Source organism: Campylobacter sp. Cr9, from assembly GCF_020138295.1.
Taxonomy (GTDB): domain Bacteria; phylum Campylobacterota; class Campylobacteria; order Campylobacterales; family Campylobacteraceae; genus Campylobacter_E.
In genome coordinates, this window is the sequence record NZ_JACGBH010000001.1 from 41,783 (window position 1) to 55,287 (window position 13,505).

13 protein-coding genes are annotated in these 13,505 nt (G+C 27.2%); 9 read left to right on the top strand and 4 right to left on the bottom strand.

What is annotated here, in order from left to right:
• Positions 1 to 41 precede the first annotated feature (41 nt).
• The 9 genes from AVANS14531_RS00265 (at position 42) to AVANS14531_RS00305 (ending at position 6,718) form a co-directional block, all read left to right on the top strand.
• Positions 42 to 587: a 5-formyltetrahydrofolate cyclo-ligase gene (locus tag AVANS14531_RS00265; protein ID WP_336610885.1), complete on the top strand. Its 546-nt coding sequence runs from the start codon at positions 42 to 44 to the stop codon at positions 585 to 587.
• Positions 584 to 2,164 carry a ribonuclease Y gene (gene rny / locus AVANS14531_RS00270; protein ID WP_239817193.1) on the top strand — a complete coding sequence of 527 codons (1,581 nt, stop codon included), beginning with the start codon at positions 584 to 586 and terminating at the stop codon, positions 2,162 to 2,164. The genes AVANS14531_RS00265 and rny overlap by 4 nt, the downstream gene beginning before the upstream one ends.
• Positions 2,164 to 2,712, top strand: a complete 549-nt coding sequence (locus AVANS14531_RS00275) for a DedA family protein (RefSeq protein WP_336610886.1) — start codon at positions 2,164 to 2,166, stop codon at positions 2,710 to 2,712. Before rny ends, AVANS14531_RS00275 begins: the two co-directional genes overlap by 1 nt.
• Positions 2,713 to 2,851: 139 nt before the next feature.
• Positions 2,852 to 3,487 (top strand): DUF535 family protein, encoded by a 636-nt coding sequence (locus AVANS14531_RS00280; RefSeq protein ID WP_336610887.1) that lies wholly within the window; start codon positions 2,852 to 2,854, stop codon positions 3,485 to 3,487.
• 34 nt (positions 3,488 to 3,521) lie between these two features.
• On the top strand, positions 3,522 to 3,776 hold the full coding sequence (locus AVANS14531_RS00285) for an RNA-binding S4 domain-containing protein (protein WP_239817196.1): 255 nt from the start codon (positions 3,522 to 3,524) through the stop codon (positions 3,774 to 3,776).
• A complete protein-coding gene (gene tsaE, locus AVANS14531_RS00290) occupies positions 3,766 to 4,164 on the top strand; it encodes a tRNA (adenosine(37)-N6)-threonylcarbamoyltransferase complex ATPase subunit type 1 TsaE (RefSeq protein WP_336610888.1) in 399 nt (132 codons plus the stop codon). The genes AVANS14531_RS00285 and tsaE overlap by 11 nt, the downstream gene beginning before the upstream one ends.
• A complete protein-coding gene (gene lptB / locus AVANS14531_RS00295; RefSeq protein ID WP_336610889.1) occupies positions 4,151 to 4,873 on the top strand; it encodes an LPS export ABC transporter ATP-binding protein in 723 nt (240 codons plus the stop codon). Before tsaE ends, lptB begins: the two co-directional genes overlap by 14 nt.
• The gene (locus AVANS14531_RS00300) at positions 4,873 to 6,099 is read left to right on the top strand and encodes an RNA polymerase factor sigma-54 (protein ID WP_336610890.1); all 1,227 of its coding nucleotides are present in this window, start codon (positions 4,873 to 4,875) and stop codon (positions 6,097 to 6,099) included. The genes lptB and AVANS14531_RS00300 overlap by 1 nt, the downstream gene beginning before the upstream one ends.
• A 4-nt stretch (positions 6,100 to 6,103) precedes the next feature.
• Complete coding sequence (locus tag AVANS14531_RS00305) at positions 6,104 to 6,718, top strand: YggS family pyridoxal phosphate-dependent enzyme (RefSeq protein WP_336610891.1); 615 nt, start codon at positions 6,104 to 6,106, stop codon at positions 6,716 to 6,718.
• Positions 6,719 to 6,836: 118 nt separating this feature from the next.
• Here AVANS14531_RS00305 and AVANS14531_RS00310 read toward each other — a convergent pair whose 3' ends face one another.
• From AVANS14531_RS00310 to AVANS14531_RS00325, 4 genes are all read right to left on the bottom strand, one after another.
• Complete coding sequence (locus AVANS14531_RS00310; RefSeq protein ID WP_336610892.1) at positions 6,837 to 8,783, bottom strand: BCCT family transporter; 1,947 nt, start codon at positions 8,781 to 8,783, stop codon at positions 6,837 to 6,839.
• A gap of 140 nt (positions 8,784 to 8,923) precedes the next feature.
• Positions 8,924 to 11,545 carry a hypothetical protein gene (locus AVANS14531_RS00315; RefSeq protein ID WP_336610893.1) on the bottom strand — a complete coding sequence of 874 codons (2,622 nt, stop codon included), beginning with the start codon at positions 11,543 to 11,545 and terminating at the stop codon, positions 8,924 to 8,926.
• 236 nt (positions 11,546 to 11,781) lie between these two features.
• Complete coding sequence (locus AVANS14531_RS00320; RefSeq protein WP_239817235.1) at positions 11,782 to 12,837, bottom strand: sensor histidine kinase; 1,056 nt, start codon at positions 12,835 to 12,837, stop codon at positions 11,782 to 11,784.
• Positions 12,830 to 13,495, bottom strand: a complete 666-nt coding sequence (locus AVANS14531_RS00325; RefSeq protein WP_239817236.1) for a response regulator transcription factor — start codon at positions 13,493 to 13,495, stop codon at positions 12,830 to 12,832. The genes AVANS14531_RS00320 and AVANS14531_RS00325 overlap by 8 nt, the downstream gene beginning before the upstream one ends.
• Positions 13,496 to 13,505: the final 10 nt, after the last annotated feature.

Below are 13,505 nucleotides of genomic sequence, written 5' to 3' on the forward strand. Positions count from 1 at the left end.
GTTCCTTATGTAATATATTTAGAAATTTTTTAGGTTAGATTATGGATAAAAAGTTAATAAGAGAAAAATTTCATAAAGAAAATTACAAATTTTGCAAAAATTACGATAGTTTCAAAGCTATTTTAAAAATATTATCTAGCTATAAAACTAATAAGAAATTAAATATCTTACTTTATATCTCAAAAGAAAAAGAAATAAACCTATATCAATATAAAAGATTTTTAGCAAAAAAATATAATTTATATATTCCAAAAATGCTAGAAAACAATACCCTAGCCTTTACTAAACTAAGATTTCCTTTAGTTTATAAAAAATTTAAAATCAAGGAGAGTTTAAGCAAAATAGAAAATATTAAAATAGATATTGCAATAATTCCTGTTTTAGGCATTGATAAAGATTTTAGAAGAATAGGTTTTGGCAAAGGATTTTATGACAAGACATTTTCTTTAATTTATTATGATTTATTAATTATTTTTATTCAAAATATAAAGTCCGTTACTAAAAACAAAATTTGTTTAAAGTCGGATATTCAAGGTGATTTTTATATCGCTAACGGAAAAATTATGAAAAGAAAAGAGAAATTATGACATTAGTTGAAATTATATCGTTATTAGCGGTATTTATTTTAGGCGGAGCATTAGGGGTATTCATTGCAAAAAGAATAAATGAAGCTCATTTTAAAATTCACGAAGAACAAGCAAAAGCTAAAGCAAAAGTGATTGAATATGAAGCTGAAAAAATACTTCGCAATGCTGATAAAGTCCTAGAAAATGCCAAAGCAAGTGAAGGAAAAATTGAGTTAAGTTATAAAAAATCTTATGATGAAAAGGTTTTAGAACTTCAAAAAGAGCATGATAAAAAAATTTTAGAAGTAGAAAAAAAAGAGCAAATTTTAGCTATAAATGAGCAAAAATTAGAAGAATTTAAAGCAAATATCGTAAAAAGCGAACAAGCAGCAAACGAACTTATGGAAGAAGCAAATCTTCTTAAAAAATCATGCGAAGCAAAAATGCAAGAGCTATTAAGTAGCATTGAAAATATTAGTGGTTTAACTCAAATTGAAGCAAGAGAATTAGTAATAAATCAAGCTAAAGAAGATGCAAGAGATGAAATAGCTCATATAGTAAGAAAATGCGAAGAAGAAGCAAAAGCTCAAGCAAAAGCAAAAGCTGGATATATCTTAGCACAAGCTACTACAAGATTTGCAGGAGAATACGCAAGCGAAAGATTAATAAGCGTAATAAATCTTAAAAGCGATGATTTAAAAGGAAGAATTATCGGTAAAGAAGGAAGAAACATAAAAACTCTTGAAATGGTTTTAGGAGTTGATGTAATTATTGATGATACTCCAAATGCCATAATCATTAGCTCATTTAATGTTTTACGCCGTGCAATAGCTAAAAAGGTGATTGATTTACTTATTGAAGATGGCAGAATTCAGCCTGCTAGAATTGAAGAACTTCATGAAAGAGTTTCAAAAGAATTTGAAGAAGAAATGTTTAATGAAGGTCAAAACATCATAATGGATTTAGGGCTTACAAAAATGGCTCCTGAATTAGTAAAATTAATTGGTCGTTTAAAATATCGTGCAAGTTATGGACAAAATGCCTTAGCACATAGCTTAGAAGTTGCTCACCTTGCAGGAATTATCGCAGCTGAGTGCGGTGGAAATACAAGACTTGCAAGAAGGGCTGGAATTTTACATGATATTGGCAAGGCTTTAACTCATGAATATGAAGGAAGCCATGTTGATTTAGGTGCTATGGTTTGCGAAAGACACAAAGAACACCCTGTCGTTTTAAATGCTATTTTTGCTCATCATGGGCATGAAGATGCTTTAAGCATTGAGGCTGCTGCAGTTTGCACCGCTGATGTTTTAAGTGCAGCAAGACCTGGAGCTAGAAGAGAAGTTTTAGAAGCATTTTTAAAGCGTGTTAGTGAGCTTGAAGCAATTGCTAAACAGCATTCACAAGTTAAAAAAGCTTATGCTATAAATGCAGGTCGTGAAATTAGAGTTATAGTAAATGCTAAGCTTATTAATGATGATGAAAGCGTTCTATTAGCAAAAGAAATAGCTAGTGAAATTACTAATAGTATGCAATTTCCTGGCGAAATTAAAGTAAATGTTATCCGTGAAACTAGAGCTGTGGAGCTAGCTAAGTAATGCAAGAATTTATAGATAAATTTGTTCAATACGGATATATTTTAGTTTTTTTATACTCTTTAGGCGGCGGTATGTTAGCACTGCTTGCCTTAGGAGTTTTTGCAAGTGCTTATAATGTAAATCCTTATATTAGTATTTTAGTAGCTTTTTTAGGGAATTTCTTAGGTTCAAGTGCTTTGTTTTATTTTACAAGAACAAGTAAAAAAGACTTTCAAAAACATCTTGTTAAACATAGGCGAAAATTAGCTCTTTTGGTAGTTTTGTTTAGAAAAAACGGCTTTATTTTCACCTTTGTTTGCAAGTTTATTTATGGGCTTAAAACTTTAGGGCCAATTGCTGCTGAGATTTCAAAACTAAGCTTTGTAAAGTTTAGTGTTTATAATCTAATTTCGTGCATAATATGGGCTATTGCTGTGTTTTATGTAGCTTATTTTTTAGGAGAGAGTTTAGGACAATTTTTTGATGAATATTCTTCTTATATGCCTATTGTTTTACTAATTTTATTAGTAATAATTTTTATATATTTTAAGATAAAAGCTAAGAAATGAAAACTAAGAAATTATTTAAAATTAGGTTTTTTCTAAGAAAAATTATTCATTTTAAAAATCACAAATTCCTAAATCAAATTCTAGCAGACAACGAAGCTTTAAAAAATAAATTTAATATATACCAAAATATTATAACGATATGCTTTGTAAAAAATATGGTTCTACAAGTTTTTCTTTTGCTTATTCAAATGCTTGTTTTAAAAGAGATTTAGATATAATTACTAATAAATATAAAAATATTCTTGTTAATGATGAGATTTTATTTAATCAAGATGATTTAAAAATAACACTTAGCTCAAGTCCAAAAGTAATTAGTGAGGGTATTTTTACATTGCATTTATTTTATAAAAATGCTTTGCTTTATTCTTTAAGCTTTGTTTTATTAGAAGACGCTTTGCTTATTAGCGCAATGCAAGGAGCATTTAGTGCAAAAGATGAGATAAAGGATTTTACAAAAGCATTTTTTGGCTTAAGACCGATTAATTTTATTATATATTGCGCTTTTATCTTTGCTAATTCAATAGGTTTTAATAAAGTTTGTGGCATTAAAGATAAATATTTGGTCTCAAGATTTAAAAGAAACAGAAAAAGAGATGGAAGAGTTTTTGTAATTCCAAATTACGATGAGATTTGGCAAGAAAATACAAATATTATTAATGCTCATCATTCATTTTATGAGCTTAGTTATATTCAAAAAGACTTAGAAGAAATTCCGTCAAAAAAACGCTCAATGTATAAAAAACGCTATGAATTTTTAAAATCAGTAGTTTTGTAAGCAATAATTATTCCTATATTGTTAAAATACAAATATGAGAGTAGATAAATTTTTAAACGCAGTAAATATTACAAAACGCCGTTCAATTTCACTTGATATGTGTAAAAACGGCGTTATTTATATAAATGGCAATGTTTCTAAGCCTAGTAAAGAAGTAAAAGTTGGCGATATTATAAGTCTTAATTTATTAAACGAACAAATAAAATATAAAGTTCTAGCCTTGCCAACAACTAAAAACGTAGCTAAGGCAAAATCGCATGAATATGTGGAAAAAATAGATGAAAATTGATGCAAGTTTAAATGAATTAGATTTCGTTGTAAATGAATTTAATAAAAGCGGTATTTATTTATTACAAGGCAATTTAGCTAGTGGAAAAACAACCTTAGTAAATGCAATTGCAAAGAAATTCCTAAATAAATTCGCATCATCTCCAACATTTAGCGTAATGAATACATATACTGATAACTCAAATTACATATATCATTATGATATTTATCAAAAAGGAACAAAGGCTTTTATTGAAAATGGACTTTATGAAAACCTTTTTAATGATGGGCTGCATTTGATTGAATGGGCTGATGATGATTTTATAAAGATTTTAGAGCAATTTAGCCTAGCTTATAAGATTGTTAAAATTACTCCTAGCGATAAAGGAAGACTTTATGAGTTTAGTTGAATTAAAAGCACTTGGTTTAAAAAAGAGTATTAAAAACACAGAAATTATCAAAAATGTAGATATGAGTATGAATAATTCTCAAATCGTTGGTCTTTTTGGCTCAAATGGTGCAGGAAAAACAACTACATTTTATATGATTTGTGGGCTTATAAGTCCTAGTGCTGGAAATATTTTTTTAAATGATTTAGATATTACAAACGAGCCGCTTCATAAACGCGCAATGCTAGGCATTGGGTATTTACCACAAGATTCTAGCGTTTTAAAGGATTTAAGCGTTTGGGATAATATGCAAATTGCAGCAGAACTTAAAGGGCTTAAAGATATAAATGAATTAATAGAAGAAAAATTAAATCTTTTAAAGATTTATGATAGAAAAGACCGCCTTGCAAAAAGTCTTAGTGGTGGAGAGCGTCGTCGCCTTGAGATTGCTAGAGCTTTAGTCTTAGAGCCTAAGTTTTTATTACTTGATGAGCCATTTGCAGGGGTTGATCCAAAGAGCATAAATGATGTTCAAGGCATTATAAAAGACTTAAAAGAGTTAAATATCGGAGTCTTAATAACAGATCATAATGTTCGAGAAACTCTTAAAATATGCGATAAAGCTTATGTGCTAGATAGCGGAAGCATACTTGCAAGTGGTAGTGCTAAAGAAATAGCAAATAACGAAATAGTTCAAAACAAATACCTAGGTAAAAACTTTTCTTTATAATGTTAAAAGTTCGCCAACAAACTAGCATAAAGCCTAAATTATCACAAACTCTAAGAAGTTGGCTACCATTACTTCAAGCTAGTAGCGAAGACTTAGAAGAAGAAATAAATAATTTAGTCAAAGATAATCCTTGTGTAAAATTAAGCTCACCAAAAGAAAGCAAAAGCACAAAAACTACAAAACAAGTAAAACAGCTTTATTCTAAAGGCGGTGGCTTAATAGAAGAATTAAATATCGCTAAAAAAAGCCTTTATGATGATTTAGAACTTCAAATAAACAAAACGCTATTTCCAACTCTAAAATCACAAAATATAGCAAAAATTATAATATCTTGTTTAGATGAGTTTGGTTATTTTGTCTATGATGAAGAATTATGTAAAAACTATTCTAAAGAAGATATAGAAAAGGTTAGAAAAAGGTTTTGCTATCTTGAGCCTTTAGGTGTAGGGGCTATTAATTATCAAGAAGCTTTGGAGTTTTGTTTGCTTAATACAAATATAGAAAATGAGCTGTTTTCTTTATGTATAAAACTCATAAATAATTTAGATAATTTAAATAAATTTACAAAAAACCCACTTTATAAAGACGCTATAAAAATCATAAAAAGCTTTAATTTACCGCCTTTTGTTGATGATTTTGAAGATAGTTTAGAAATCATTCCTGATATTTATATTCTTACAAATAACAATGAATTAGAAATAATAATAAATGATGAGTATTATCCAAAAATTGAAATTAGCGAAGATAGTGAGCTAAAAGAACAGATGAAAAATGCAAGAAATCTAGTAGATGCACTAGAAATGAGAAAGGCTACTCTTAAAAAACTTGCACTCATGATAGTAGAATATCAATACGATTATTTTTTTGGCGGAGCTATAAAGCCACTTAAAATGCAAGATATTGCAAGTGAGCTTGATAGAAATACAAGCACAATTAGCCGTGCAATAGCTAATAAATATATAAGCTCAAATCGTGGAACAATAGCTATAAAAGAGTTTTTTACAACTGATTTAAATGATGGCACAAGTAATAAAACTATAAAGGACTTTGTAAGTGAGCTAATAAAAAACGAAAATCATGAAAAACCTTTAAGCGATCAAATTATTTTAGAAAAAATTGAAAAAGAATTTAATGTAAAAATCGTAAGAAGAACAATTACAAAATATAGAAAATTATTAAATATTCCAAGCTCAAGTGAGAGAAAAAAATTATATTCATTAAGGTAAAAAAATGACTTATTTAGATATTAAAGAAAAATATAAAGATGTAAGAATAATAGCAGTTAGCAAATACACAACAGATGAAAAAATCATAGCTTTGCATAAATTAGGGCAAATTGAATTTGGCGAAAATAAAGTACAGGATTTAGTTAGAAAAAAAGCTGAACTAAGTGAAACGATAAAGTGGCATTTCATAGGAAATTTACAAAAAAACAAAGTAAATCATCTAATTAAAGCTAAGCCTGTTATGTGGCAAAGTTGTGTAAGTTTTGAAATGGCAAAATATGTTGATACTAGGCTTGATTATGAACTTCCTACCTTGCTTGAAATAAATGTAGCTAATGAAGATAGCAAAGCTGGAATTAATCCATCAAAAGCTATTGAAGAATATTTAGCAATTAAGCAAAATTGTAAATTTATTAAACCAGTAGGCGTTATGTGCATAGGTGCAATGGGTGATGAATTAAGTGAAATTATCAAGAGTTTTGAGTTATGTTATAAGATTTTTGATGAGCTTAAAAAAGATGGGGCTAATATTTGTTCTATGGGAATGAGTAGCGATTATGAAATAGCTATTAAAAGTGGGGCAAATATGATAAGACTTGGAAGTATATTATTTAATTAAAATCTTAGGAATTTAAAATATAAATCATAAAGCAAATTCCTATTTCAAATTCTTTAATTTTTTTTGGAATTTGAAATAGGAATTAGGATTTAAATTAAATAAATCCTAATTAATTTTATTATTTAGAATCAATTGTAAAAATCTCATTATCACTATCATCTAAAAGGTTTAAATATCTTTCATAATGCTTTAAAATATCTACTATTATTTCTTTTTCATTAAGATATTTTATATCATAACCTAATCTATCATCTCCAAAAAATGTCATAGGTCTATATTCAAATTCTTTTGAGACATTCGGTAAATTTTCATCATCTAATAAAGTCTTATTTACTTCATGCTTTATTATTTTTACTCCATAAATAAAGTCTTTTGATAATTCTTTTTTGATTATTAATTGTATGCTGCCTTTATTTTCTTCTATGAAAGAGCTTAAGCCTTGCTCGTCTAATTTTGCCTTTATTTTAGCCATTGCAGGTCTTACAAAATCTTGTAAAAATATTTTCATATCTTTAATTTGGGTTTGTTTTAAAATAAGCTCAAGCCTTTGCTCCCAAAAATCACCATTCCAATACACACTTGCTTTGCTTACTTTTGCTCCAAAATATCTACTATCTACAATAAGTCCTTTTAATAAAGAAGCACACATTAAAACAAGCATTAAAGCAAAAGGCAAAGCAACAATCATCGTAACACTTAAAATACTATCAAGACCACCAGAATAAGAAAGCGAAACAGCAATAGCAATTAAACTAATTCCCCATAAAACGCTTTGCCATTTATAAGGCTTTTCCTTACCTGCACTAGCTAATGAATTAAGCACGAAAATTCCACTATCAGCAGAAGTTATGAAAAATAACAAAAGCACAATTAAAGCTAAAATCGCACTAATATTTGATAAAGGTAAAAGCTCTAAAAACTCAAACAATAATCTTTCAGTACTATTAGTAAATGCTCCTAATTTATCGCTAAATTCTAAAGCAAAATTACCAAATACGCTAAACCATAAGATATTAAAAGTAGTTGGGACAATTAATACTCCGAAAATAAATTCTCTAATAGTTCTACCACGAGAAATCTTGGCGATAAAAAAGCCAACAAAAGGAGCCCAACTAAGCCACCAAGCCCAATAAAATATAGTCCAAGAATTAAACCAAGGAATATAAGATTTATCATATACATAGGTTTTAAAACTAAGCTCTACAAGATTTGAAAAATATATACCTAGATTTGAGCTAAAGTTTGAAAGCAGATTTACCAAATCACCACAAAATAAAACAAAAAGCATTAATAAAAAAGCTAAAACTAAATTAAGTTCGCTTAATACTTTAAGCCCTTTTTTCACTCCTGTAATTGCAGAAATTGTAGATAAAGAAACTACGATTAATATAATTAAAACTTGTTCGTTAAAAGAAATATCATTTAAAAAGCCTAATTTAAATAAACCTGCATTAAGAGAGCTTGCAGAATATCCTAAGGTAGTGCTAATCCCAAAAACGGTTACAATAAGGGCTAATATATCAATAACATTTCCCCAAAAGCCATAGATTTTGTTTTTTAAAAATGGATAAAAAGCACTTCTTAAAGTTAAAGGCATTTTATAGCGAAAGCCAAAATAAGCCATAGCCAAAGCACAAACACCATAAATAGCCCAAGGATGAATACCCCAGTGAAACAAAGTATGAACTAAGGCTTCTTTATCGCTTGAATTAAGAGCTTGCTTGTGAATTAATGGCTCGGCTACTCCAAAATACATAAGCCCTACTCCCATTCCAGTAGCAAACAACATAGAAAGCCAAGAAAAAAAGCTAAAACTAGGTTCATCATCATCTTTTCCAAGCTTTATATCTCCGAATTTAGACAAAGCAAGCATTAGCATAAAAGCTACAAAAAAACTAACACTTAATATAAAAAACCAAGAAAAATTAGCAAAAATTAATCCTTTTAAATATGTTAAATACTCACTTGTTTGTGTAGGCAAAAACACACTTAATGAAACTAAAATTACAATAAAAATAATACTTGGAATAAATACAGCGGGTAAAAAACTTGTTTTAATTTTCATATTATCTCCTTGTTTTTTCAGTCTAACAAGGCAGGGTTAATGAGATTTGTGAAATTAAAAGTGCAATTAATACGATATATTTAAATAGTAGGCAAATTAGCCATTAACCAAAAAAGCTCTAAATCCTAAGGATTTAAAGCTTAAAATGTATATCTAAAAGATGAATTAATATTGTGAGAAGTATTATAAATTCCGCTAAAGCTTTGCTCGTAATCTACAATAATCATTAAATTATTAGTTATATTAAAGCTTGTTCCAAAATTAACTAAGAATTTTTTATCTTTTTTATTGTTCTTAGCAAATTTTAAACCATAAATATCAATATCTAAATCGCTTAATTTTGTTAAATCATAAGAATAACCTAAGGCCAAATTAGTATTTATGTATTCATTTAAACTTGCTCCAAAATTCATTCTTGCTTCAATATTTGCAAATAATTTTGAATCTTTATTAAGGCTTAATTTGCTATTCTTAAAGTTTAATTTATCGCTATATGCAAGGTTTAATTTTAAACTTGGTTCATAATAATATTTATCTCCAAACTTATATCCACTCTCAAAACTAAGCTTGTATAAATTATTCTTAGCTTTTAAATCGCCTAATACATCATCATTTAATTGATTTTTAACATTTGTGTAGCTAAAAATCGCATCTAAATAAAAACTATCGCTTAATAAAGTAGCATAAAGACCACCACCAAAGCCATTTTGCTTAATAAAGCCTTTTGTGCTTGAGTATTTATAAGATGCACTTAAAAATGCTCCTAAATATAAATCATAATTATTCAAATTATTTAATCTATCAGCACCTAAGTAAAAATCATTACTTTTGAATGCAAATTGTTTATTATAATTAGTTCTTGCTCCACTGCCCCTAGTCCAAACGCCATTTAAAACTTTTGCATTTCTTAGATTAATTGCTCTTTTATTTAATGTACTAATATCATAAAAATTAAGATTTAAAAACGCATTTAATTCATCAAGCTTTAAGCTAGTTTTATCATTTAGTGTAGGTTTTATAATATCATTAAATGCTATTGTTTTATTATCAATTTCTTTTAATTTCTCATCAATCTCACTTCTTGTAAAACCAAAAGCTTTTAATTCTTCATCACTTAATTTACTAAGCTCTCTTATTTCTTCATCGCTTAAAGTAATAGTAAAACTATTATCTGTATTATAATCAATTACATCAGTATCTAAATCATCATAAACAATATCATCTTTTAGATTATCATTTGGAATACTTTCTTCATTTTTATTAGAAGGCACTAAAACTTCATCTATGCTAGGGCTATCAACTTTTACTTCTTCACTTGGGAGTGTAATAGGAGTTTTAATAGCTATATCTTCAATTTTAGTTGCAGGAATACTTTCTTGATTAGAAGTATTAGACTCATCTATGCTAGGATTAGCATTAGTTTCTTCACTTGGAAGTGTGTTATCAATCGGAGTTTTAATAGCTGTGTCTTCAATTTTAGTTGCAGGAATACTAATTGGACTTTTTGTAGCTGTATCTTCAATCTTAATAGCAGGAACGCTAATTTTTACAGGGTTATTAATATAATATATTAATTCACTAGCAGTATTGCTTGTCGCAATATATTTTTTATCTACATTTAAAGTAATTAAATCATCTTGATAAGCTATAAAATTATTAAAAAATGTTTCGCTAATATTATTCATACCTTTTGCAAGAATAGCAAGCTGCATTTGGTCTTTAAAATAATCGTAATTAATAACATTATTTGATACAACATTTAAAAATTCTAAAGTATTGTTATCTCCACTTGTATTTTCACTCACAAACAATGGTTGAAAAGTATTTTTAGTAATATCTATTTGATAAATACTATTGCTTAGATTTAGACTTTTTACTTCTTCTATGTTTGATAGCTTTGAATTAGTTGCAATTAATTCATCAAATCCAAATATCAAACCACTACTTATAACATTATTAAAATTAGCTTTAGAATAGCCTTTAAGCTCTCCGGTAAAAACCGAATTTGTTGCGTTAATTTCTCCATAACCCGAATAATTACCATCAACATAACTATTATCAACGCTTAAATTCTCAATTTCTGCTCCGTTAGCTATATTAGAATTCATATAAGAATTATTTAGTTTCATACTGCTTAAACTAGCTAAATCATTACTAAAATCAACTATTGAATTATTTACTTCATAAGAAGTCATTGCTTCATTAACTAAAACTACTGAATTACTAACGCTTACCAAATCAGAAGCTGACATTCCAACAGTATCATAATGTAATACACCATTATATGCACCATCAAAACCATAAAATATATCATAATTAATAGCTGTATCAAAATCCCATAAAGGAGTTGTATTAACATCTACTTCACCAATTTCTAAATTAGCAAAAATAGTATTTGTTCCATCTTTTTTATCAATAAAATAAACATATTTTTTTGTTTCATCAAGATTTGAAAATATAGGCATATTTGCTTTTATATCTTGATATACATAGCTTTCGTATTGACCACCTATAAAAGGAACATATTTAGCACCCCAAAAGTATTTTGTTAAATCTTGATTAAGTTGTGCATTAAAGCCTGTCAAATCATTAGTAATTTTGATAAAATTATCACTTGTTCTACTATAAAATTTCGTTAATTCTTCCTCAGATGAAAAATCTAGCCAGTTTTCAAAAAATGGCATACCAGCAACTGCAAAAGATTTTACAGAAAATAAACATAATAAAGAACTATTAAATAAAAATTTCTTAGTTAAAAACATTTTTATAACCTTTGTGAAAAATTATTTCTTATATATCGGCAATTATTAAAAATAATTTATATATAAAATAAAAATAAAAAAGATATTTATTATAATGTAAATAAAATTAAAATATTTTTAATCAATATAATTTAAAAATAAATAATTATTAATTTTGGAATTTGAAATAGGAATTTGGTTTAAGAATTTTAATAAAAACTCCTTAAACCACTTTATATTTAATGTTAAAATACTAATTAAGCTTTAAAAGTATATTTAAAAATAGCACCTTTTTCATAATTATAAGCTTCATATAAAATATCGTATTTTTTGCAAATATTTCTTACAATATTTAGCCCTAACCCAAAGCCACCTTGAGCTAAATCTTCTCTTGCATATCTTTGCCAAATTCTCTTAGTATCTTTAATGCCGATTCCTTCATCTTGAATGATAAAATACATTTTATTATCTTGTTTTTCTAAAATTACTTTTACTTTTGAATTAACTTTAGTGTATTTTAAAGCGTTTGAGAGATTATTATCTACTAATCTTAGCAATTCTACTTCGCTAATTAATACAAATAAATCATCACTAATTCCTAATTCAAATTCCACGCTTTTTAAACTAGCAATTGTCATAAAAAAGTTTATTCTATTTTTCAAAAATATTGAAAAATTAATGTTCTTTAAAGGGTATTTAGCATTTGGATTTTCTATATAAAATCCTACATCATCATAAGTAGTTTTCATTTGATTTAAGGCTGCTTTTATTCGTTTTTGATATTTACTCTCTTCTAACATATCAGTATTTAAAAGTGCAACTCCAAGCGGTGTTTTTAGCTCATGCATTGCATCATAAAAAAATGTATTTATAGTATTCTTGTACCAAATTAGGCTCTTAATATTATCTTTATAAACAAGATAAATTAAGATAAATAATATAAAAGCTCCACCACCAAAAACAATAATAGTATTAACCAAGCTCTTATTATAAACACAAGGCTTTCCTAAAACAACATCATAAATTTTGCCATTGATTTTCTTTTGATACTTGTAATAAAGATAAGAATTATGGCATTTGTATATGAAATCTTCTCTTATTTCATTGATATTTAACTCACAACTTAAAACTTCTTCATCATTAAAAATACAAACTTTAGCATCTTTTAAATCGCCGAATTCTTTATTAGAAAACGCAACTAATTCTAATAAAGTCGTATTTTTATCATTTGCTACGCTTAATTTTAAAATCCCAACAGAAAGTAAAGAAAAAATTATAATGATTAAGGTAATAAGTAATGCTTGTCTAGACATTAATTTTATATCCTAAACCTCTTTGTGAGATTATAAAATCATCGCTTGTTTTTGCTCTAATTCTTTTTACATAAACTCTTACATCGCTTACATCGGATTGCTCTAAAACTTCATTATTCCAAACATATTCATATATGTTATTAACACTTACAAAGCTTGATTTATTGCCTAATAAATACTCAACTAAATTAATTTCTTTATTTGTAAGTTCTACTATTTTGTTATTTTTGCTAAGAGTTTTATTTAAGTAATCATAAGTAAAATCATTTGCTATTTTTATTATTTGATTATTAGTGTGAAAAAATTGTTTTAATAATTCTTTTACACGATATTTTAATTCATCTAATTCAAAAGGCTTTTTAAGATACTCATTACACCCTAATTCATAACCTTTTTTAATACTTGCAATATCCGTTCTTGAAGTCATCATCATAACAGGACTTGCGATATTTAAACTCTTAATATAAGCTAAAACTTCAAATCCACTTGTATTAATCACTTTAACATCTAAAATGTATAAATGATAGAATTTATTAGCTATTGTTTTACAGGCTAAATCGCCATCGCTAAAAACATCTACACTAAAGCCTAAATCTTGCAAATACTCACAAATGCTTGTTGCATAAATATAATCATCTTCTAATAATAATATTTCCATCTTCCACCCT